Here is a 21,566-nt window from a genome sequence, read left to right as displayed (position 1 = left end):
CTCACCGCCCACCCCGACAGGCCGGCTACTTCAGGTAGGGGGTTCGAGCTCTGGGGATCCGGCACACCCGCGCGATCGGTGAGCGACAGGATGCTTGACATGATCGACGCTTCGTTGTTCAGCGTCGACCGATCGGCTAGCCAGTCCTGCAACCGCCGGCTCGTATGGTCACGGGCATGATCGGCAAGGTTTCGGATGCCATGGTGCGTCACCGGCACCTTGTCTTGATGCTTGGTCTACTGGTGGCCGGCGTGAACGTCGCGGCCGTCGGGTTCGTGCCTACCCTGGGGCAGCGCCTGTTCTTCCCGCTGCTCTTCCCTACCTTGGCGGTCCTGGTCCTGGCGCTCATCGCCATGGGGATCCGTCCGGTCTACCTTGTGGTGCAGCCGCAGGTTCCGGCCTTCGCCACACCCGCTCCGGCGTGGAAGGTGCTCATTGCCCTGGGCTTCCTCGCGCCTGCATCGGCCAGCATCGGCGCAGTGGTGCGTTCGACCAGGGCAGGCATTGCGTCGACGTTCGACGTGGTCGTCAATATTCCCTGGTTTTTGCTGGTCGCGCTGTTGCTGGTCGAGGCGTGGCGGGGTTACGGGGTACAGCTCCATCCTTACGGGATACGGCAGCGTTGGGCTCTCGGCTCACTCACTGTGCCGTGGGAGGCCCTACCGGCCGCTCAGATCCCCCCAGGTGTCGACCGCCCCTCGCGGCTCCGGATGGCGATCGCGGAACCCCAGCTGGTGCGGCGACGCGGTATTCCGTGGAGCCGGAAGGCCATGCGCACCGACAACGTCGACGCACAATTTCTCGCTGCTGTGATCGGGCACTACGTCGCTCACCCCGAACACCGGGCAACGATCGGTAGCCAGGCCGAGTACGAGCGGCTTCTCGCCGAGTTACCCGAGCGGGACGGTTGGAAGAGCGCGGGCGACGACGCCTAGGCCAAACGTCAAGCTCGGGCTGATCTTCCCTCGACTGTCGGCACTGCCCCCAATGCGGCCACCGTCCGCCGGGCCTTCCGCCGGGTCGCAACCCTGGCTGGCCTCGATCCGGCCGCAGTTGGTCACCCAGGAAGCACTAGAGGGCACATCCATGGATCGGATGTGCCCTCTGACCTGGTCGGGGTGGCCGGATTCGAACCGACGACCTCTTCGTCCCGAAGGAACAACCGCAGGACTGGTAGCTGGCCGGCGTCGACCGTTGAGCTGCTGCGGTGGTCCGCCGGTGTCCGCCGTCGTCCGTCCCTGTTCGGGTCTGTCGTCACCCAAATAGTCACCCGGATGGCCTTCCGGGCGCGCCCCGCCGTCGTCCGGTTTCCTCCGCCGAAGCCCCGTCGGTTACCATTGGGGACGGTGTGATCTATGACCGGTCTTCCGGACGGTCCGGGGCTAGGCGATGTCCTAGCCCGGAACCCCACGGAAGAAAGGATCTAGATGACACCAGGAGATCAGGATCAACGGTCCGGCTCGCTCGTGAGCCTGGCTCTGGCCTGCGAGGTGGTCGCCAACTTCACGGCGGCGACCGGCAGGGACGAGCTGGGTATCCCCGAGCTCGTCCTGCTGGTCTTCCTGCTGGTCCTCGTCGACGGCCGACGAAACTGACGACGGGACCGGCGCTCCACCATCAGGCGGGGGGTCGCGTTCGCGGCCCCTCGCCTGCTTTGAACTTGATAGTTGATTCTACTACCAAGATAACACGGATGAGGTTACGCGGGTTCTTGCTGGTACATGACCCGCTGCTCAGGGCCTCTACGATTCGCCTACTGAGGTCCGCTCGTTCGTAAGCTCCTGTGCATTCCGCCGTTGCTACCAGCCTTGCCATCCCGTCGGCCTTCGTCCGCACACGCGTGGAGTGGGTGGGGCCTGCCTGGTCAAGGTGGAGCACACCACTGTCTGAACGACCTTGACCAGGCAGGCCCCACCTGCTCGGCTCCGCCCGGACGAAGGTTGCCGGGATGGCGACACCATCCCAGAGCGCCAGAGCACCCCGCCGGAGGCACCTGCCTGTGTCCCGATCACCATCACAGCCCCGGATCTGCCAACCACTCTTGGCGGACCGGGGCTTCTTCGCATCCTCTTCGCGCCGCCGGCGGGGCTGCAACCGCCGGGGTGCCGCCGGGCGCTTGCGCCAAGGCGGCGGGGTCCCCGGTCGGCGGCCCCGTTGGGGTCGGCCCCTGGTCGGCGGCGCGAGCGGCCTGCGAAGCGGGCCGCCTTGAAGACGTATAGAAAGTTCTCACCATTTACGGCTAGCCATCGTGTCCGGTCTCGGGACCTGCGTGACACATCGGTATCAGGACCTGGGTGACACTCCGCCGAGTGTTGGTGGAGATGAGCGTGATGGAACAGCGGTACCGAGCCGTCCAGGACGTGCTCGCCGGATCCACGGTCAGGGACGTCGCCGAACGGTTCGGAGTCTCCCGCCAGGCCGTGCATCGCTGGCTTGGCTGGTATCAGAACGAGGGCCTGGAAGGCCTCGCGGACCGGTCCAGCCGGCCGCGTTCCTCGCCCAGTCAGACCCCGCCGGAGGTGGAGGCGCTGATTTGTGAGCTGCGGCGGAATCATCCTCGCTGGGGTGCGCGTCGTTTGGTCTTCGAGCTGGGCCGTCGGGACTGTCCTGGTCCGATCCCGTCGCGGGTCACGGTGCATCGGGTGCTGATCCGGCACGGCCTGGTCAACCCGACACCTCGCCGTCGTCGTCGGGAGGACTACAAGCGGTGGGAACGTAGCCGGCCGATGGAACTGTGGCAGCTGGACATCGTCGGCGGCATCCGACTGGCCGACGGTGGTGAGGCGAAGGTCGTCACCGGCGTGGATGACCACTCCCGGTTCTGCGTCATCGCTGCCGTAGTCCGCCGGGCCACCGGCCGGGCCGTGTGCCTGGCCTTCACCGAAGCTTTGCAGCGGTTCGGGATCCCCGAGGAGGTCCTGACGGACAACGGCAAGCAGTTCACCGGCCGGTTCAACCAGCCCCGCCCGGCCGAGGTGATGTTCGAACGCGTCTGCCGCGAGAACGGCATCGTGTCCCGCAACACCAAACCCCGCACCCCGACCACCACCGGCAAGGTCGAACGGTTCCACCAGACCCTGCAACGCGAACTCCTCGACGAGGTCGAAGTCTGGGCCAGCCCGGAAGAGGCCCAAGCCGCCATCGACGCGTTCCGGGACGAATACAACACCCAACGGCCGCACCAGTCCCTGAACATGGCATTCCCCGCTGACCGGTTCACCGCCCCACCAGCCGACGAGCAGCTGCCGCTGCGGCTGCCCCCGACGCTGGCCACCACAATCCCCGCGCCCCGAAAGCCGCTGCCGATGCCCCCGGCGCCCACTGGGTCGGCCACCGTTGCAGCCGCACCAGTGACAACCGGCGAAGGTGTCGGCCTGGCCGTGGAGGTCACCCGGATCGTCCCCGCCTCGGGCAACCTCACCGTCTGCGGGCAACAGTTCTGGCTCAGCCCCACCCGCGCCGGACTCCCGGTCACACTCTGGGCCGACACCACCGTCATCCACCTGCTCATCGACGGTGTCCGACTCAAAACCGTGCCGTCCCGGCTCACCCCTGCCCACCTGCGGCAGCTCCTCGACGACGACGGCCAACCCGCCGGGCCACCACCGATCACCACAGGGCCCGTCCAGGTCGGTGCCCCGATCGAGGTCGAACGGCTCGTCAACGCCACCGGCCTGATCGGCCTCGCCGGCCGGCAACACCCCGTCGGCTACCACTTCGCCGGCAGGCGTGTCACCGTCCGACTCGACCGCGGCCTCATGCAGATCACCGCCGACGGTGTCCTGCTGCGCAGCCTGCCCAACCCACTCACCCCGGCCGAACAGGCCCGTATCCGCGACGCCCGCCCCGCCGGACCACCACCCACCCCGGCACCCGAGCCGGTCCGGGTCGAACGCCGTGTCAGCTGCCGAGGATCTCTGGTCATCGCCGGTCAACGCATCCACGTCGGCATCGCCCACGCCGGAACAACCCTCACCGTCGAAGCCGCCGACACCACCTTCCGCGTCCACGACGGCGACCAGCTCCTCACCGAAGTGCCGCGCACCACCACCAAGCCCATCACACGATTCAAGGTCCGCAAGCCGGAGCTGCCCCGGCAACGGCACGCCGCCTCGACGTCCTACCCGCCCGAAAATCCCTCCTCCGATCGGCTCTCGTGACGCACCCTGATCCCATGGCACAGGGCAAACCGTGGACCGGCAACGACGCGGACCACAACAACCACTGCCACCAGCGGTGGATCAAACAACGCAACCGCGACACCGCCGACCCGGCCTACCCAGCAGCCTGGTACGACGAGCAATGCGGCGGATGTCGATTCTGGATCCCCCTCGACGGCGAACTCGGCCACGACTACGGTGCCTGCACGAACCCCGCCTCGAACTTCGACGGACGGGTCCGCTTCGAACACGACGGATGCGCCGCCTTCGCCAACCGCGACGACGGCTCCTTCGGATAACCCAACGCAAGCAAACTGAAGATCGTCTAGCCGGACGTGTCACCCACGTCCCGAGACTGATCTGTCACGCACGTCCTGAGACTCGACATACGGCTAGCCATCGAAGGGTAAGATCTTTGCCGTGAGCGAGTCGACTAGTCCTCCGAACGATGAGTTCGCCCGCAACGTTGTGAACTCAATATTTGACGTCTTCGTTGAGCCAGAGCTTTCCCGACGCGGACTCACGCTCGAACGGGACGCGATCACCAAGGTCGTGGTCGAGATCGATCCAGGCCGGAAGCACCCGAGGGTGTGGATCAACGATCAGGCGCGGATTTCGGTTCAGGTTCGGGCGTCGAAGGTCGAAGAGGGGCAGCCAGTTACCGAGGCTGACATCGAGGAAGTCCTTGCAGTCTTGCCACCCGACGTGGGCCCCAACAGCGGGTATGTGTGCCTGGCGACTATTGCTGGCGCAAGGTACGTGACATTCGATTTTCGCTACAACCGCGAACAGGCTTCCGGGCTTATACAGCGGGCCGAAGAGTTTCTCGTTGTGGCGCGGACCTGTTCCGAAACGGCACCTGCCGTCGCATGCGACGTCGCCTACTCCGCCGCAGAGCTGACTGTGCAAGCGAGTATGCTGCTACAGCAGCAACGGACTAAAAATCACTCGTACCGGCAGGAATGGCTTGACCAGTGGGTCGCGCATGCCAACGCTCCTAGCAGTCACGCTGCAACCCTCAGAGCGTTGCATGGAGCACGAGCGGCAGCGCGATACGCGGACGGAAGCCTCGACATCTCCGACGACGAGCTTGAACAACTTCTAGACATTGTAGACGAAATGATTGTCTACGCGCGATCTCGTGCGACCTAGCGCTCTTGGAGGCCCGCAACATCGGTCCATTCGTTGGCCAGTACTGCATAGAGCAGCGAGTCGCGCCATGCTCCATTAGTGAAGACGTGGTCCCGAATTCGGCCTTCATACTGCATACCAAGCCGCTGGGCTACGGCGATCGACGGGGTGTTGTCTGGGCCAATAGCTGCGGAGATGCGGTGTAGCCCCAGTTCTCGGAAGCCGAAGTCCGTCAGGGTCCGTGCCGCGTCGGTTGCATAGCCGTGGCCCCACTGCTCGGTGCGGATGGCGTATCCAAGCTTGGCGGCCTTCACGCCGTCGAGGCCCAACCGAGCAAAGCCAATTAGCTCGTCTCCCGGGAGAGTCACTGCAAGGTAGTACTCGTTGCGGGGCTCCGTCTTGGCCCGCGATACCGCTCCCTCGATCATCGCGGTCGCTGCTTCGAGGTCCCGGTTGTCGAACGAGAGCCACCGGGTCACGCGCTCGTCGCCTACGAGGGCAAGCGAAGGGGCCGCGTCGTCGCTGCGGAACTCTCGCAGGATGACGGCGCGGCCCTTCAACGTCACGGGGTACATGCCCCGATCTTGCCTTACCTGGGAAGTGCCTTCAGAGGCGTGCTGGTGAAGTCCTCGATCTGCTGGAGCAGGTCGCGTCCTTCGGCCGCCAGCCCGGCTCGGATGACGGCCTGGTGCACCCGCTGCACGGAGTGAACGATCCCGTTGATGCGCTGGCTCGGCGGCAGGTCTAGCACCGGAGTGACGGCCTCGATGGCACCCTCCAGGTCACGGGCGGCGATCCGTGCGATCGCTAGGTCCGAGTGCGACCCGGCCTGGTCGCCGAAGGCCCAAGCAGGGTCGTTCGGGTTGGCGAAGGCGTTGACGGCGCGGGTGGAGAAGTCGACTGCCTGGTCTGCCTCGTTGGGTAGCCATGCGAGGGCGTCGGCGGCGTAGTAGAGCGTACGAGGCTGGTTGAACGTGCAGATGCCCCCTAGCTCATCGACCTCGTCCGGCTCGACACGGTTCCACGCCTCTTCGGCTGCCCGAATCGCGCTGAGGGCCTTGGCGCTGTTGCCGAGTGCGGCATATCCACGGGCGGCGCTCACCGGCAACCACACGGAGGTCGTGCCGGCGGTGCCGGCGGCGATGTTCGTGCCCGCTTCGGCGAACCGAACGGCCTCGGCGTACCGGCCCGCCCAGTAGGCGACCATGGATTGAAGACCACGAAGCCAGGCTCTCAGCCCGTTGTGGTCGGCCTGATCGGCGCAGAGGACGGCGGTGCGGGCTTGCAGCATCGCGGCGTGTGGGTCGGCAAGGTCGTGAGAAGCCTTGGCGAGCAGTCCGCTCGTAACAGCGGTGAGGAAGTGCAGTTGCCGGGCCTGCTGCGGCGTCTGCCTCCGCTCCAGCAGGGCGAACAAGGTGTCTTGAGTTTCGACCATGTCGCCGAGCAGTTCGGTGAGTGGGCGCTGTGGATAGGCCAGCGCCAGCCGCTGGACGTCGTCGCGGAGTTGCTGGACCGCCTCCGGGGTAGTGCTCTCGGCGGCGAGGAGGGTGAAGCGACGGGCTCGTTCGGCTGCCATTCTGATCAGACTCCTTTCGTTGCCGGGTGACGGCAGCACCAATGAGCCGTCGTCGGTAGCCGGCTGGGCTATGACAAGTTCCGGAGTCCAGGGCCGGAGAAGATCATCAAGCGGCATGCCAAACATCGCCTGTAGCGCTCGCCTCGTGGCCGGCGTCGCACCGGCAGAACCTCGCTCGCCTCTGGCTAGTCGACCAAGGTGACGAGCGCTGATCGCGGCGGGTTCCTCCAAGCGGAGGAAGGCGTCGGCCATCTCCTCGTAGGTGCGATCGCGCTGCTGGATGAAGTACTCCAGCATCGTTCGGGGTGTGCGGCGAGTGCTTGCCACCTGTTCCCCTCCTCGCTCTGGGCTCCTACGTCGACGGTCGCGCACTGCTATGGCTTCCTCAACGGATGTCCGCCAGTTGTCCGTCAGTTGTCCGCCAGAGGTCCCGGCCGGGACCTCGATAGGTCCTGGTCGATGACGCCACTCTCAGTGTGAGCCAAACAGGCACACCGTGACGAGCGAGTAGCGACGGGGAGGGCAGCGCCATGGCAAATTCTCTGCTGATGCCAGCGATCGCCATGATTGTCGGCACGACACTGCTGAGCTTGCAGATCTACATCATGATCCGCATCAACCACGGCGCTTCCCGCAACCGGCAGCAGCAGGTCCGGAGGCCGAGCGGCAGCGGAGCGAGGGGCAGTATCCGCTACAGCGCGGGTGCTGCCCCGTCCCGTATCCTCACCCGTAATGACACGGATGACGAACCCGCCCGCGCTGCCCAACGACTGGTGGACAGCGGCGGAATGCGCGGCCTATCTCGGAATCGCGCGGGGCACCTGGGCGGCCTACGTGGCCCGCGAGCAGGCTCCCGCTCCGGAGCGGATGTTCGGTCGATCGCCGGCTTGGCGGCCCCAGACGGTCAAGAGCTGGGCGGAGTCACGCCCCCGCCACGGCAAGTAGCTTCGATCCTTCCCTCTACAGCATCGGTGCTGTAAAGTCGGCCTCAATACAGCACCGACGCTGTACAGCACTCCAATAGATGGCCCCAGCGGGCTGCCACCCGCTGAGGCCGGGCGCATCGGTCTACCTCGCGAAAGGACCACACGATGCTCTATCAGCGTACCCGCGTTCCTGTCCCATCGACCTCGGGTCTGTACCCCGTGGCGCGTGCCGCCGTCTCGCTCGTCTCCGAGCTTCCTGGCTTGCTCGCTGCTTCGACCCCTGCTGAGGTTTCTGGACTGCCGCCCACTGTCAACTCCGTCTCCTACCCCGAACCCGTCATCCGCGCCGACGTCTGCCCGAACCCCGCCAACCCGTACTGCTGCTGTGACTCGTGCTGCCCGCCCGAGGTTGTGCCGACCCCGCGTCGCAAGGCGTGGCGCGGCGTTGCCGTCTGGGATGACGGCAGTCTCGCGGATCTGATGGTCCACCAGGCCCTGATGAACAGGCCATCGACCCAGCAGGACGCGCGATGATCGCGACGACGGTGCCGACCGCGAAGGTTCTGCACCTGCCGACGTCGACCCGTCCGGTGGAGTCGGCACCGACCGATCTCGGTTCTCTGACCGAGTGGGAGCTACAGGCGGTGTTCTTCGCCGCTGGTGCCCGCTGGGCCACCCACGGGAACCTGCCTTACGAGGACATGGCCCGTCTCGTGACGGACCAGATCACCACCCTCGGCTGGAACACGGTGCGGGACATCGGTGCCCGCATCCGGAACGCCCTGGACGGTTGCCAGTGGCGGGACTGGGAGGCGCTGCTGCCCGGGCTCGACAGCCGTGGCGACGCCATGTCGATCGCGGCGAAGTTCGTGCGGATGCACCGCCGGGCCACCCGCCCGGATGCCGCGTTGACCGCCTGGCAGCAGGCCACCGCTTCGGGGGTGGCGGCATGAGTCCGCTGCGCCTGGCGCGTCTGTCCCGAGGCTGGGAACCGACCCAACTGATTGGCCGGATGAAGATCCTGGCCGCCCGGGACGGCATGACCCTGCCCAAGGTGTACCTCCTCGTGCGGCTGGTCTTCCTGTGGGAGAACCACCGTGCCCAGGTGCCGGGCTACTACGCCGCACTGCTCACCCGTATCTACGGTGAGCTGCCCACGACCGGCACGCGGGTCACTGCGTGACGGTCACCATCGAACCTGTGACCCCGGGCGGCATCCGTCGTCCGGGACCACAGCCGTTCGTCTCGGGCCGCCGCGCTGTTGACGCCGCCGACTTCGGCCGGCTCCGCGCCCAGGACCCGAACTACTTCGCGTGGCTGCACCACGTCCGCCCGGCCGCTGGCTGCACCCGCCCCGTGCGTCTGACCGGCGAGTGCGCCACCATCAACCCCGCCACCGGGGAACTCCTCGCGCTGGCCTCGACCGAGGACATGCCCGACGGGCAGATCTACAAGCCGTGCGGCAACCGCCGCGCCGCCGTCTGCCCGTCCTGCGCCGAGGTGTACCGCCGCGATGCCTTCCACCTCATCCGCGCCGGCCTCATCGGCGGCAAAGGAATCCCCACCGCCGTCTCCGCACACCCCGCCGTGTTCGTCACCCTGACCGCTCCGTCGTTCGGCGCGGTGCACACCCGCCGCACCAGCAAGACCGGACAGGCCATCCCCTGCCGTCCCCGCCGTGCTGAGGTGCTGTGCTCGCATGGGGTGGACCTGCGCTGCCAGCGGCTGCACGCCGCCGACGAGAAAGCCCTCGGCACACCGCTGTGCCTGGACTGCTACGACCACCACGCCCAGGTCGTGTTCAACAACCAGGCCGGGGAGCTGTGGCGGCGTACCACCATCGCGATCCGCCGCGAGTTGGCCAAGACCGCCCGCGCGTTTGGCCTCACCGCGGGCTCCTTGCGCTTGTCCTACGGCAAGGTCGCCGAGATGCAACGACGCGGCGTCGTGCATTACCACGTCATCATCCGCCTCGACGGCAACGAACCCGACTGCCCCGGCGCGATCGTCGCGCCCCCAGCACCGCTCGGGCTGCTGGACCTGGTCGCCGCCGTCGAGCAGGCTGCCGCCTCCACCTCGTTCACCACCGACGCCCACCCGCACCAGCCCGCCGGCTGGCCGATCGGGTGGGGCGATGAGGGCAAGGGCCGCTACGCCGACATCCGACCCGTCCGACTGGCCGGCGACGGCGAGATCACCGACGCCATGGTCGCCGCGTACCTGGCGAAGTACGCCACCAAGAGCACCGAAGCCACCGGCCACGCCTCGGGCCGGCTCAACGGCGACACCATCGACCTGTACGCCAACCCCGACGGCACCCACACCGAACGACTCATCGACGCGGCCTGGACCCTCGGCGGCGCACCCGACTGGAACGGGCTGCGACGGTGGGCGCACATGCTCGGCTTCGGCGGCCACTTCCTCACCAAGAGCCGCCGCTACTCCGTCACCTTCCGCATTCTCCGCGACGCCCGCGTCGTGTGGCGCCGCACGGTCGACCACGACCAGGACGCCGAGCACGACGCGGAAACCACCGTCGTCATCAACACCCTCGCCTACACCGGCTGCGGGTGGCTCACCACCGGCGACGCCCTGCTCGCCAACACCGCCGCAGCCATGGCCCGCGAACGAGCAGAAGCCGGCCGCGAAGCCATGCGCGAACTCGTCGGCTGACACGTACGTGTCAACCAACCCACCCGCCCTTGACACGTACGTGTCAAGAACCTGCTGCCCCGAGTAGGAAGGACCACCCCGTTTGACCGCACCAGCCATCGACGCGCCGGCCAAGGCGCTCTACCGGATCACTGAGGCCATGCGATTGCTCAGCCTGTCGCGGACCGTGATCTACGAACAGATCCGCGCTGGCCGACTGCGCACCGTCCGACAGGGCCGGTCCCGTCTCGTCCCCGCCGCCGCGATCACCGCCTACGTCGACCTGCTCGAACACGAAGCCCAGAAAGGAGGCACCCGATGACCACACGCCGCGCCCGAGGCGAAGGCGGCCTGCACTGGGACGAGTCCCGGCAACGCTGGATGGCCACCATCACCGTCGGCTACACCCCGGCCGGCAAACGCATCGTGCGCAAAGGCAGCGGCAAGACCAAGACCGAAGCCCGCGCGAAACTGCGGGAGAAGATCCGCGACTACGAAGACGGGCTCGCCATCGCCGAGCACCACTACACCGTCACCGAAGCCGTCACCGACTGGCTGACCTACGGACTCAACGGCCGATCAGACCGCACCAAGACCAAGTGCGAGATCCTGTGCCGTACCCACATCATCCCGGCGTTGGGCGCTCGGAAGCTCCGCGAGCTTCGCGCCCAGGACGTCGACCGCTGGCTAGCCGACAAGGCCACCACCCTCAGCACTCGCACCCTTCGTGACCTCTACGGGTGCCTCAACCGCTCGGTGAACCGAGCCATGGCCCGGGACAAGGTGAAGCGCAACGTCGTCGCGCTGTGCACCGTCCCGCGCGGCCAGGAGGGTCGCGCCTCCAAGTCCCTCACCTTGGACCAGGCGAAGGCCGTCCTCGGCGCGTCCGAGGGAACTCGCCTGCACGCCTATGTCGTGCTCTCGTTGCTGACCGGCGCGCGCACCGAAGAACTCCGCGCCCTGCGCTGGGACCACGTTGACCTTGACGGCCAACTCGACATGGATCCGCCGCTACCGCCTTCGATCCAGGTGTGGCGCTCTGACCGGGACGGCGGCGATACCAAGACCCGCAAGTCCCGACGCACCCTCGCTCTATCTGCCCGGTGCGTCACCGCCTTGACTCATCACCGGGAACGGCAGGAACAGGAGCGCAAGACTGCCGGCAAGGACTGGCAGCCGCTTGGGGTGGTCTTCGCCTCGACTGTCGGCACTGCCCTCGACGCGGCCAACGTCCGCCGGGCCTTCCGCCGAGTCCTCGCCCTGGCTGGCCTTGATCCGGCTGCCTGGACACCTCGTGAGCTGCGGCACAGCTTTGTGTCGCTGCTGTCCGACAGCGGGGTGAGCCTGGAGGACATCGCCGACCTGTGCGGGCACTCCGGCACCACTGTCACCGAGCTGGTCTACCGTCACCAGCTTCGGCCGGTGCTGCTGCAAGGGGCGGCGGTCATGGATCGCATCTTCGCGCCGTCTGCTGAGGCGTAGTCACTCAGTTGGTCACCCAGGAAGCACTAGAGGGCACATCCATGGATCGGATGTGCCCTCTGACCTGGTCGGGGTGGCCGGATTCGAACCGACGACCTCTTCGTCCCGAACGAAGCGCGCTACCAAGCTGCGCCACACCCCGAGGCGTGCCGACAAATAGTAGCCCACCCGACCCGATGGTCAAACTCGGTACCCCGCTGCCCGGACCCCGGAGAGAGCCAAGATCCGCGCAACATCCCTGATGTTGCTGCCTCGCTGCGGCATGAGGCAGCAACATCCCTGATGTTGCGCGGATCTTGAGGCCCGCGCGGATCTTGAGGCCTGCGCGGGGCGCAGGCGGTGTGGGCGGGGCGCAGGCGGTGTGGGCGGGGCGCAGGCGGTGTGGGCGGGGCGCAGGCGGTGTGGGCTGGTCAGCGGGGGATGAGGGTGAGGATGCTGGCCTCCGGGGGGCAGGCGAAGCGGATCGGGGCGGTGGGGTGGGTGCCGAGGCCGGCGGAGACGTGCAGCCAGGAGTCCGAGCCCGGCCAGCGGTGCAGACCGCGCGCCATCGAGCGGGGCAGGCCGCAGTTGGTGACCAGCGCGCCGAAGCCCGGTACGCAGACCTGACCGCCGTGGGTGTGCCCGGCCAGCATCAGCCCGAAGCCGTCCGCCGCCATCTGGTCGAGCACCCGTGGCTCCGGGGAGTGCGTCAGCGCGATGGACAGATCCGCCGACGACGAGACCGCGCCAGCCACGGAGGGGTAGTCGTCCCGGTCGATGTGGGGGTCGTCAACGCCGACCAGGTCGAGCTGTCGACCGCCGGCCTTCAACGTGGTCCGGACGTTGTTGAGGTCCGCCCAGCCGGCGCCGGTGAACACCTGACGCAGCTCCTCGTAGGGGAGCTCGACGCCCTCGGTGTATTCACGGTCGGGCAGGAAGTAGGTGAACGGGTTCTTCAGGACCGGCCCGGTGTAGTCGTTGGAGCCGAATACGAACGCCCCCGGATAGTCCAGCAGCGGCTGTAGGGCGCGCAGCACCCCGGGCACCGAGTCCGGGTGCGCCATGTTGTCGCCGGTCACCACCACCAGGTCGGGGTCCAGGGCTGCCAGCGACGCCACCCAGCGCTGCTTGCGCGCCTGGTCGGGCATCATGTGCAGGTCCGACAGGTGGAGCACACGCAGCGGCTCCGCGTCGGCCGGCAGCACCGGCACGTCGTACCGCCGCAGGGTGAACATGTTGCGCTCGATGAGCGACGCGTACGCGAGGGTGGCCGCGCCGACCGTGGCGGTTCCGGCGGCAAGCCGGAATAGTGTGCGCTTTCGCATGGCGTTCAGGGTAGTTTGACCGTCCATGAGCACGCTGAAGGACCGCCTCACTGCCGACATGCGTTCCGCGCTCAAGGCGCGCGACGAGCTGACCACCTCCACGCTGCGGATGGCCCTGGCCGCCGTCGGCACCGCGGAGGTCGCCGGCAAGGCCAAGCGCGAGCTCACCGATGACGAGGTGCTCGCCGTGTTGACCAAGGAAGCCAAGAAGCGCCGGGAGGCAGCCACCGCGTTCGCCGACGCCGGTCGCGCCGAGCAGGCCGCGAAGGAGTCGGCCGAGGGTGAGGTGCTGGACCGCTACCTGCCCAAGCAGCTCTCGGACGCCGAGCTGGCCGAGCTGGTGTCGGGGGCGCTCGCCGCGGGCGGCTTCACCGGCAAGGCCCAGATGGGCCCGGCCATGAAGGCGGCCCAGGCCGCGGTGGCGGGCCAGGCCGAGGGCGGCCGGGTGGCTTCCGAGGTACGCCGACAGCTGGGCCTCTGACTCACCGGGGGCACCGTGACTGCCGCCCTCGGGATCGGCGCCGGTAGCCGGTCGACCGGACAGACGAACGGGCGGGCACCCGAGAAGGGTGCCCGCCCGTTGTGTCCTGCGCGTCGGCTCAGCCGCCGGGACGACCCCCGCCACCGGGTCGACCGGGCGGGTTGCCAGGCTGCCCGGGGCCACCGGGACCACCGGTGTTGCCCGGCGTGGTGCCGCCACCACCGTTGCTGACCTGGATGGTGACCACGCCACCCTTGATGGTGCGCCCGTCCGGGCTGGTGCCGTGGGCGGTGCCCGGAGGACAGGAAGACTTGACCTTGGTGTCGGAGACCACCGGCTCGAAGCCGGCACCCTTGATCCGGGACTTCGCCTGATCCAGCGGGATGCAGCTCACGCTCGGGATGCTCCGCTGGTCACCCTCGGAGATCTTCTGGCCCGGCGGCTCGAACTGGATCGCCTTCTTGCCCTTCATGGCGTCCCGCAGCGTCTCCCACACCGGCGGATTGATGCCGTCCTTCTCCCCGTGCTTCATCTTCACGTTGGTCTGCGGCCAGTCCGGGTCGGCCATGATGCCCGCCACCGCGTACTGCTTGGTCATCGCGACCAGTGCGGCGGTCTTCTCCGAGTCGGTGGTGCCGGACTTGCCGGCAACCGGGAAACCGACGTCGCCGCGGACGTTGGGGGCGGTCGCTCCCGCGCACCGGGAGGACGACGACTTGTCACCGACCGGGCATCGGGCCGCGTCCACCGCGGCGCGGGCCACGTCGGTGCTGAACCGCTTCTCGCAGCGCGGGTTGGCGATGTCGAGCTTGTTGCCCTCCGGGTCGCGGATCTCCTGCACCGGGATCGGTTCGCAGAACGTGCCGTCCGCGGCCAGGGTGGCGTAGGCGTTGGCCAGATCCAGCGGGGTGGTCTGCGAGACGCCCAGGGTGAACGCGCCCCACTGGTGCGCACCCTTCTCCAGGTCCAGATCCTCCTGGGCCCGGAAGTTGATGCCCAGCCGCTTGGCGGCCTTGACCACGTTCTCCGCGCCGACCTGCTGTTGCAGTGGCACGAAGTAGGTGTTCACCGAACGGCCGAACGCGGTCCACATGTTGTGTGGGCCGGCCATGCTCTCGGTCGAGTTGGTGGGGCAGTAGAAGTTGGTGCCTGGGCAGGCTGCGGGGCCCGGCTGGATGATGTATTCCGACTTGAACTGCTTCTGCGCGTTGATCGGGTAGCTGAGCGGGATGCCCTTTTCCAACGCCGCCACGATCGTGAACATCTTGAAGGTCGAGCCGGCCTGGTAGCCGGTGATGCCGTCGCCACCGGTGAGCAGGGGGTTGACCGTCGCCGGGTAGTTGCCCCGGATCTTCTTCTTGCTCTTCGCGGGATCGCTGGAGATCTTGTTCTTCGGGTTCTTCGGGTCGTCCAGCTTGAACTGCCGGTTCACCGCGAGCGCCCGGACCCGGCCGGTGCCGGGCTCGACCACCGCGACCATGGCGGCTTCCTTGCTGTTCTCGCTCTTGGCCTTCCGGACCGCCCTGTCGGCGCCCTTCTGCGCCTGGACGTCGATCGACGTCACGACGGTGTAGCCGCCGCTCTTCAGCCGCCGCTCCCGGTCGTAGGTGGTCGAACCGAACGTCTCCTGCTGCATCCACCAGCGGTAGAAGTAGTCGCAGAAGAAGCCCCAGCTGTTGACGTTGGCGGAGACGCAACCGTTCGGGGTGCGCTTGTCCTTCACCACCAGCTTGATCGCCTTGGCCGCGTCGGCCTCCTGCTGGGTGATGGCCTTGGTTTCGACCATGTTCTGGATGACGTAGTTGCGTCGGTCCAGTGCGAGCGGGCGGCCGGCCGGGGTGGTCGGGTCGTTCGTCGTCGGTGCCTTGACCATGCCGGCCAGCAGCGCCGATTCATCGATCGTGAGCTTGCTCGGCGGCTTACCGAAGTAGACCTGGCTGGCGGCGAAGATGCCGTACGCGCCGTTGCCGAACGAGGCGAGGTTGAGGTAGCGGGTGAGGATCTCGTCCTTGGAGAATTCCTTGTCGACCTGGAGGGCCAGCCGCATCTCGCGGAGCTTGCGGGCGCTGGTGTCCTCGGTCGCCGCGACCACGTCGGCCGGGTGGGTGGCCGAGTAGGCGATGGCCAGCCGGACGTACTGCATGGTCAGCGTCGAGGCGCCCTGCCGGCCGGAGCCCTCGGCCTGGTTGTTGACGAACGCGCGTGCGACACCGTTGATGTCGACGCCGTTGTGCTTGTAGAAGTCGTGGTCCTCGGCCGCGATGATGGCCTTCTGCATGTAGGGAGAGATGTCGGCGAGCTTCACGTCGCGCCGGTTCTCGTCGTACATCGTTGCGAGCGGTGTCTTGCCGTCCGAGGCCAGCAGGTAGCTGATCTGCGGCGCTCGGGCCACCGTCAGCTCCGTGGGCAGGTTGCCGAATGTCTCGGCGCCCGCCTTCGCGGCCAAGCCGGACATCGCCACCGCGGGGAAGGCCGCCGCAGCGACCACCACGCCGGCCAACAGGCCACACACGAGTAGCGATGCGGCGTTGGTCAGCACATTGTGGTCACGTTTCCGCATCCAGGTCACCTCAGCAGGGTACGCGAGTAGGGAACGAGGTGCGCTGGGGCGTTCTTTCCCCATTTCCTGCGTGCGCTGCCCTCGTTGTGCTAAACGCACGACCCCCCGTGCTTGGTTGCGTGTGACCTGGCGTGAGTCTCCTCCAATTCAGGGAGGCGGCGCGGCGTTATCGCTGACCTCGGCGGGGTAACCGGCGGTTGAAGGCCCGGGAAGCCGGGAGTGTCCGGAATGATGGATTTCGCCGACAACGTTGCGTAATCGGGTGACTACAGAGCATGATGGGGGCGGCGACAGCGCCACATGTCGTCCGCGCCGCCTTGGGGAAGGCAGGCCGGGCGATCGGGGGGAATTGCCGGCTGACGTGCATCGACGAGGTCGGTAGGTACTGCAAGGGGGGACGTGTACACATGGGCATGATCACTGACTGGCCGTCGCTGGCGGCATGTCAGAACGGGGACCCGGACGCGTTGTTCGTACAAGGCGCCGAACAGAACGTGGCGAAGCGGATCTGCCGGAGCTGCCCAGTTCGGTACGAGTGCCTGGCCGACGCGCTGGACAACCGGATCGAGTTCGGTGTGTGGGGTGGCATGACCGAACGCGAACGGCGGGCGCTGTTGCGTCGTCACCCGCAGGTGACGAGCTGGCGCAAGATGTTCGAGGCAGCGATGAAGAAGAACAGCAAGGACAAGGCCGGCAAGGACAAGATCCTCGTCAGCGCGGCCACCTGACGCCGGTCACGGCCGGCTGATCGCCGCGCCGATCGTCCGCAGCCCGTCGACGTCGTGCACGTCGGCGGGCTGTGCCGTCACCGACACCGCCGGCACCGCCGGGAACGCCTCGGTGAACCGCGCGGCGACCTGCTGCTCGCGTACCGCCTGACGAGCCAGCGCCGCGTGCGCCCGCAGCACGTCGGCGGTGGCCTCGTGCCCACCCAGCTCGGTCAGCCGCTCGGCGGCGAGCCGGCTCTGCTCGGCGTCCAGCTGCGGCACCGCCGGTCGGTGCACCCGGTTGAGCACCAGGCCGGCGAGCGGCATCCGCTCGTCCCGCAGACGGCCCGCGAAGTAGGCGGCCTCCCGGACCGCGTCCGGCTCGGGCGCCGCGACCAGCAGGAAGGCCGTCTCCCCGGCCTGGAGGATGCGGTACGTCTGCTCGGCGCGCTGCCGGAAACCACCGAACATCGAGTCCAGTGCGGCCACGAAGCCGGACAGGTCGGTGAGCAGCTGTGCGCCGAGCACCTTCTGCACCACCTTCGAGAACATCCCGAACGAGGCCGTGACCAGGCTGAACATGCTCCGCCCGCCGCTGCGGGCCGGAGCCAGCAGCAGTCGCAGCATCCGTCCGTCGAGGAAGCGGGAGAGTCGGGCCGGCGCGTCCAGGAAATCCAGTGCCGAGCGGGACGGCGGCGTGTCCACCACGATCAGGTCCCATTCGCCCCGGGCGTGCAGCTGGCCCAGCTTCTCCATCGCCATGTATTCCTGCGTGCCGGCGAAGGTCGAGCTCATCGCCTGGTAGAACGGGTTCGCGAAGATCTCCGCGGCCTTCGCCGGATCGGTGTGCTGCAGCACCACGTCGTCGAAGGTGCGCTTCATGTCCAGCATCATGGCGTGCAACTCGCCGCCGCTGCTCTCGACGTCGATGCCCTTGACCTGGCGAGGGGTGTTGTCCAGCTCGGTCAGGCCCAGCGACTGGGCCAGCCGGCGGGCCGGGTCGATGGTGAGCACCACGGTGCGTCGGCCGTGGTGCTCGGCGGCCCGCAGGGCCAGCGCCGCAGCGGTGGTCGTCTTTCCCACTCCGCCGGCACCGCAACACACGACGATCCGCACGCCGGGGTCGGCGAGGATCTGGTCGACGTCCAGCTGCGGCGCCGCGTCTTCGGAAGGCACCAATCGAGCGTATCGGGCCGCGTCGGTCCATGCGCCGGTGCTGAGCTCAGGTGTGAGTCAATCGGCGCTGACGAGGGCCCGGGCCAGTGTCGTGAGGCCCGCACGGTCCACCCCGTCGGGCAGCAACGGCAGCTCGACCATCGGCAGCCCCAACTCCACCAGCTCGGCGCGGAGCGAATCTTCCAGTTCGCGACGGATGACCTGGTCCCGGGCCTCGTCGTGCAAACCGGCCACGGTGTCCCGATCGGCCGGCAGGCCGGCGGCGACCAGCCCACGCCGCAGCTCCGCAGCGGTGATCGCCCGGTCGGCGGGTAGCGGGGGCCGGGCGCCGTTGACGATCACCTTCCCGATGCCGAAGCCGAGCGAGGTCACGTCGGCGATCGCGTCCACCGTCTCCTGCACCGGCATCTCCTCCAGCAACGTGACCACGTGCACAGCGGTCATCGGGGAGCGCAGCAGCGCGGCGACCCCCTCGCTCTGGGTCTTGATCGGGCCCACCTTGGCCAGCCGGGCGGTCTCGGCCGTGACGTTGAGGAAGCGACCGATCCGCCCGGTCGGCGGGGCGTCCAGCACCACCGCGTCGTACACCCGCCGCTGCCCGGAGGTGCGGGTGGTGGCCTCCTTCACCTTGCCGGTGAGCAGCACGTCCCGCAGCCCCGGCGCGATGGTGGTGGCGAAGTCGATGGCACCGAGCTTGCGCAGCGCCCGGCCCGCCGCGCCCAGCTTGTAGAACATGTCGAGGTACTCGAGCAGCGCCTCCTCGGCGTCCACCGCGAGAGCGCGTACCTCGCCGCCGTCCGGCGCGTCGGCGAGGTGCCGCTCCTCGTAGGGCAGCGGGTCGATGCCGAACAGCTGGGCGATGCCCTGCCGCCCCTCGACCTCGACCAGCAGGGTGCGCCGGCCGCCGGCGGCGAGCGCGAGGGCCAGGGCGGCGGCGACGCTGGTCTTGCCGGTGCCCCCCTTGCCGGTCACCACATGAAGGCGGGCGGACCATCCGGTACCGGCCGGCTCGATCGGCCGCTCAGCTGCACACACCCGTCGAGCCTATCCAGGCCCGACGGTCACGCGACCTCGCAGACCCACCAACCCGTCTTCTGCACCACGGTGAAGCGCAGGTCCTGGTCGGCCACCTTCTCGTCGGAGGTGGTCATGGTGATCCGGGTGGAGACGGTGGCCCGGTCCCCGGTCTGGTTGTCCACCTTCGGGGTGGTCCACCGGAAACGCGGATTCTGGTGCGCTGAGGCGTACTTCTGCACCTCGGCGACCTTCGCGGCGATCTTCTCGTCGTCGCGGGAGGCGGCACAGACCCGATCGGCAGCCTTGGAGGCGTCGCGATCCTTGTAGACCGCGGTGAGGAACTCGTCGACGGCGATCGCAGGCTCCTTCGCGCCCTCGCCGGTCTCGGCATTGCGCAGGGTCAGGAACGCCACCACGCCGCCGCCCACGCAGAGCACCATGATCACGACCAGTGCGATCGCCGCGATCAGCAGGCCGCGCTTCTTCTTCGGTGCGGCCGTGCCCTGGTAGGGCGGGTACCCCGACGGCGGTGGCGGGATCTCCGGGCTGCCCGGCTGGGTCGGTGCCGCGGTCGACGTGGAGCCACCCGGCCCCTCCGCCTGCCCGGCACCGTCAGCGCCACTCGACTGGCTGGGGAAGGCCGGTTGGGAGGGAGCGGCCGGCTCAGCGGGGAGCGCCGGCTGGGCCGGGGATGCGGGGAGGGCGAGCCGCCCGGTCGGTGCGGCGGGGGCTGGCTGGGCAGGAATGCTCGGAGAGCCGGGCTGACCGGCGGGATCCGGGTGCGCCGGCGGGTGAGCGGGTGGGCCGGCCTGGTCGCCGCTGGGCGGTTGGGTCATGGTCTTTCCCCCGGGGGTGCGGCGCCCGCCGCCACCCCTGGCGCCGAGCGTGATCGAGCGGGCGTCCGGGCGCAGCGCGACCGTCCGACCGGAAGGGTAGCGGTCGATGAGCAGATCGGCGTCGCCCCCGCCATGCCGCGCGGGCCGTCGGCTCGGTCGGTGCTGAGCCGCGCTCGGATCGGCAGTCCATCCTGCGACTGTCGATCTGTCGCATATGTGACTGTTGGTGACCGGTTGTGCGCGTCCTATTGGCGGGACTGCGGCCACCGACCTACCTTCGTCCCGGTGCGGGGGCCGGAACGGACGAATGGGTTCGGACCGGAAGCATGATCCGAGAGGTACGACCGGAGGCAGTGCATGCGCGACGCGGACAACATCCCTCGCACCCAGTTCCCGACCAACGACCGGCCGCGCCGGCCCGGGTCCGTGGTCGAGACCGGCGGGCCCGTCGGCAGCCAGCCGGTCAACGAACGGTCGTACCGCCGGATGCCGGAGCAGACGGAGGCGGCTCGGGCGCCGGGCCGCCCCGCCGAGCGGGCCCGCGAAGACGACGAGCCGGGCTTCGTCATCCACCTGCCGATCCGGGTGCCGAGTCTGGCCGCGGCGACCGTACTGGCCGGCCGGGTCGCGGTGTCCCTGGGCTTCCTGCCCGAGCTGGACGCCGGCGAGACCACCGTGTCCAACGCCGACGACCAGAACAACCGGCACCGGGTGTTCTGCGACCTGCTGCTGCCCGACCGCTCCCGCTGCCCCCAGGGATACGAGCACGAAGGGCTCTGCGGGGAGCTGCCGGCCGCTCCGGAGCAGCGTCCCGCACCTCGCCCCGCCAGCGGACCGTAGGCTGTCCCTCGAACAATTCCGCACCGAGAGGGAGCCCTTCAGCGATGCAGAAGTGGGAATACTCCACGGTCCCGCTGCTGGTCCACGCGACCAAGCAGATCCTCGACAACTGGGGCGAGGACGGGTGGGAGCTCGTCGCCGTGATCCCCGGGCCCAATCCGGACCAGCTGGTCGCCTACCTGAAGCGGCCCAAGGCGTGAGCAACGGTCCGCACGCGAAACTCGCCGAGCTGGGGTTCGAACTGCCCGAGGTGGTGCCACCGGTGGCCAGTTACGTGCCGGCCGTGCAGTCCGGGCAGCACGTGTACGTCTCCGGCCAGCTGCCGATCGCCGAGGGCAAGCTGCTCGCGACCGGCAAGGTCGGCGCCGGGATCTCCGCCGAGCAGGCGAAGGATCTGGCCCAGCGGTGCGCGCTCAACGCGCTGGCCGCTGTCGACTCGCTCGTCGGCCTGGAGAACGTCGTCAAGGTCGTCAAGGTGACGGGTTTCGTGGCCTCCGCGCCCGGCTTCACCGGTCAGCCGGCGGTGATCAACGGCGCCTCCGACCTCTTCGGGACCGTCTTCGGCGAGGCTGGCCGCCACGCCCGCAGCGCGGTTGGAGTGGCCGAACTGCCCCTCGACGCCCCGGTGGAGATCGAACTCATCGTCGAGGTCGCCTGACGCGTCACCAGCACCCCGCGATCCGCGCTCAGGAGGGGCCCTTCCTCGCCACCGGGCGTC

At 68.4% G+C, this 21,566-nt stretch carries 22 protein-coding genes, 1 tRNA gene and 1 pseudogene; 16 read left to right on the top strand and 8 right to left on the bottom strand.

Features of this window, described 5'->3' with window-relative positions; translation table 11 throughout:
- Positions 1-176 precede the first annotated feature (176 nt).
- The 5 genes from CLT68_RS05185 (at position 177) to CLT68_RS05165 (ending at position 5,312) form a co-directional block, all read left to right on the top strand.
- Positions 177-935, top strand: a complete 759-nt coding sequence (locus CLT68_RS05185; protein ID WP_143743131.1) for a hypothetical protein — start codon at positions 177-179, stop codon at positions 933-935.
- Positions 936-1,427: 492 nt separating this feature from the next.
- A complete protein-coding gene (locus tag CLT68_RS32795) occupies positions 1,428-1,595 on the top strand; it encodes a hypothetical protein (protein WP_158240863.1) in 168 nt (55 codons plus the stop codon).
- A 726-nt stretch (positions 1,596-2,321) separates the two neighbouring features.
- On the top strand, positions 2,322-4,160 hold the full coding sequence (locus tag CLT68_RS05175; RefSeq protein ID WP_433653345.1) for an IS481 family transposase: 1,839 nt from the start codon (positions 2,322-2,324) through the stop codon (positions 4,158-4,160).
- A gap of 14 nt (positions 4,161-4,174) precedes the next feature.
- Positions 4,175-4,459 (top strand): DUF3027 domain-containing protein, encoded by a 285-nt coding sequence (locus tag CLT68_RS05170; protein ID WP_099849192.1) that lies wholly within the window; start codon positions 4,175-4,177, stop codon positions 4,457-4,459.
- A 121-nt stretch (positions 4,460-4,580) separates the two neighbouring features.
- Positions 4,581-5,312: a HEPN domain-containing protein gene (locus tag CLT68_RS05165; RefSeq protein WP_158240862.1), complete on the top strand. Its 732-nt coding sequence runs from the start codon at positions 4,581-4,583 to the stop codon at positions 5,310-5,312.
- Here CLT68_RS05165 and CLT68_RS05160 read toward each other — a convergent pair.
- Positions 5,309-5,866 (bottom strand): GNAT family N-acetyltransferase, encoded by a 558-nt coding sequence (locus CLT68_RS05160; RefSeq protein ID WP_099849189.1) that lies wholly within the window; start codon positions 5,864-5,866, stop codon positions 5,309-5,311. The two genes, CLT68_RS05165 and CLT68_RS05160, sit on opposite strands and share 4 nt — an antisense overlap.
- A gap of 14 nt (positions 5,867-5,880) precedes the next feature.
- Positions 5,881-7,164 (bottom strand): NsdA family TPR-like regulatory protein, encoded by a 1,284-nt coding sequence (locus CLT68_RS05155; RefSeq protein ID WP_486482077.1) that lies wholly within the window; start codon positions 7,162-7,164, stop codon positions 5,881-5,883.
- Between the two features lie 435 nt (positions 7,165-7,599).
- On the opposite strand from CLT68_RS05155, the gene CLT68_RS05150 reads away from it, so the two are divergent.
- The 6 genes from CLT68_RS05150 (at position 7,600) to CLT68_RS05125 (ending at position 11,927) form a co-directional block, all read left to right on the top strand.
- Complete coding sequence (locus CLT68_RS05150) at positions 7,600-7,812, top strand: helix-turn-helix transcriptional regulator (RefSeq protein ID WP_099849185.1); 213 nt, start codon at positions 7,600-7,602, stop codon at positions 7,810-7,812.
- Positions 7,813-8,323: 511 nt separating this feature from the next.
- Positions 8,324-8,746, top strand: a complete 423-nt coding sequence (locus CLT68_RS05145; RefSeq protein ID WP_099849184.1) for a hypothetical protein — start codon at positions 8,324-8,326, stop codon at positions 8,744-8,746.
- Entirely contained in the window at positions 8,743-8,976 is a 234-nt protein-coding gene (locus CLT68_RS05140; RefSeq protein ID WP_099849182.1) for a hypothetical protein, read from the top strand. The genes CLT68_RS05145 and CLT68_RS05140 overlap by 4 nt, the downstream gene beginning before the upstream one ends.
- Entirely contained in the window at positions 8,973-10,466 is a 1,494-nt protein-coding gene (locus tag CLT68_RS05135) for a replication initiator (RefSeq protein ID WP_199176990.1), read from the top strand. Before CLT68_RS05140 ends, CLT68_RS05135 begins: the two co-directional genes overlap by 4 nt.
- Positions 10,467-10,548: 82 nt before the next feature.
- Positions 10,549-10,767 carry a helix-turn-helix domain-containing protein gene (locus CLT68_RS05130; RefSeq protein ID WP_099849181.1) on the top strand — a complete coding sequence of 73 codons (219 nt, stop codon included), beginning with the start codon at positions 10,549-10,551 and terminating at the stop codon, positions 10,765-10,767.
- The gene (locus CLT68_RS05125) at positions 10,764-11,927 is read left to right on the top strand and encodes a site-specific integrase (protein ID WP_099849179.1); all 1,164 of its coding nucleotides are present in this window, start codon (positions 10,764-10,766) and stop codon (positions 11,925-11,927) included. The genes CLT68_RS05130 and CLT68_RS05125 overlap by 4 nt, the downstream gene beginning before the upstream one ends.
- Positions 11,928-11,992: 65 nt before the next feature.
- Here CLT68_RS05125 and CLT68_RS05120 read toward each other — a convergent pair.
- Positions 11,993-12,069: transfer RNA gene (locus tag CLT68_RS05120), tRNA-Pro, on the bottom strand.
- Positions 12,070-12,337: 268 nt separating this feature from the next.
- The gene (locus tag CLT68_RS05110) at positions 12,338-13,231 is read right to left on the bottom strand and encodes a metallophosphoesterase (protein WP_099849178.1); all 894 of its coding nucleotides are present in this window, start codon (positions 13,229-13,231) and stop codon (positions 12,338-12,340) included.
- 25 nt (positions 13,232-13,256) lie between these two features.
- On the opposite strand from CLT68_RS05110, the gene CLT68_RS05105 reads away from it, so the two are divergent.
- Positions 13,257-13,712 carry a GatB/YqeY domain-containing protein gene (locus CLT68_RS05105; protein ID WP_088950579.1) on the top strand — a complete coding sequence of 152 codons (456 nt, stop codon included), beginning with the start codon at positions 13,257-13,259 and terminating at the stop codon, positions 13,710-13,712.
- A gap of 118 nt (positions 13,713-13,830) precedes the next feature.
- Here CLT68_RS05105 and CLT68_RS05100 read toward each other — a convergent pair whose 3' ends face one another.
- Positions 13,831-16,272 carry a transglycosylase domain-containing protein gene (locus CLT68_RS05100; protein ID WP_099856802.1) on the bottom strand — a complete coding sequence of 814 codons (2,442 nt, stop codon included), beginning with the start codon at positions 16,270-16,272 and terminating at the stop codon, positions 13,831-13,833.
- 407 nt (positions 16,273-16,679) lie between these two features.
- Here CLT68_RS05100 and CLT68_RS05095 point away from each other — a divergent pair, with 407 nt between their 5' ends.
- Positions 16,680-17,000 carry a WhiB family transcriptional regulator gene (locus CLT68_RS05095; RefSeq protein ID WP_007466209.1) on the top strand — a complete coding sequence of 107 codons (321 nt, stop codon included), beginning with the start codon at positions 16,680-16,682 and terminating at the stop codon, positions 16,998-17,000.
- Positions 17,001-17,006: 6 nt separating this feature from the next.
- Here CLT68_RS05095 and bagB read toward each other — a convergent pair whose 3' ends face one another.
- The 3 genes and pseudogenes from bagB to CLT68_RS05080 all read right to left on the bottom strand — a co-directional run.
- Positions 17,007-18,158 (bottom strand): ArsA family ATPase, encoded by a 1,152-nt coding sequence (gene bagB, locus CLT68_RS05090; protein ID WP_199176989.1) that lies wholly within the window; start codon positions 18,156-18,158, stop codon positions 17,007-17,009.
- Positions 18,159-18,212: 54 nt separating this feature from the next.
- On the bottom strand, positions 18,213-19,190 hold the full coding sequence (gene bagA, locus CLT68_RS05085) for an ATPase BagA (RefSeq protein WP_099849175.1): 978 nt from the start codon (positions 19,188-19,190) through the stop codon (positions 18,213-18,215).
- Positions 19,191-19,216: 26 nt separating this feature from the next.
- Positions 19,217-19,804: pseudogene (locus CLT68_RS05080) on the bottom strand (Rv0361 family membrane protein); the annotation flags it as partial.
- 561 nt (positions 19,805-20,365) lie between these two features.
- Between CLT68_RS05080 and CLT68_RS05075 the strand changes: the two are divergent.
- Genes CLT68_RS05075 through CLT68_RS05065 form a run of 3 tightly spaced genes read left to right on the top strand, consistent with a single transcriptional unit; the run spans position 20,366 to position 21,506 of the window.
- The gene (locus CLT68_RS05075) at positions 20,366-20,848 is read left to right on the top strand and encodes a hypothetical protein (RefSeq protein WP_099849172.1); all 483 of its coding nucleotides are present in this window, start codon (positions 20,366-20,368) and stop codon (positions 20,846-20,848) included.
- Positions 20,849-20,892: 44 nt separating this feature from the next.
- Positions 20,893-21,048, top strand: coding sequence for a Sp36 family protein (gene sp36, locus CLT68_RS05070; RefSeq protein WP_088950574.1), 156 nt, complete (start codon positions 20,893-20,895; stop codon positions 21,046-21,048).
- The gene (locus tag CLT68_RS05065) at positions 21,045-21,506 is read left to right on the top strand and encodes a RidA family protein (RefSeq protein WP_088950573.1); all 462 of its coding nucleotides are present in this window, start codon (positions 21,045-21,047) and stop codon (positions 21,504-21,506) included. The genes sp36 and CLT68_RS05065 overlap by 4 nt, the downstream gene beginning before the upstream one ends.
- Positions 21,507-21,566: the final 60 nt, after the last annotated feature.

Source organism: Micromonospora sp. CNZ299, from assembly GCF_002754415.1.
This window is presented reverse-complemented; position numbering and strand designations above follow the sequence as displayed.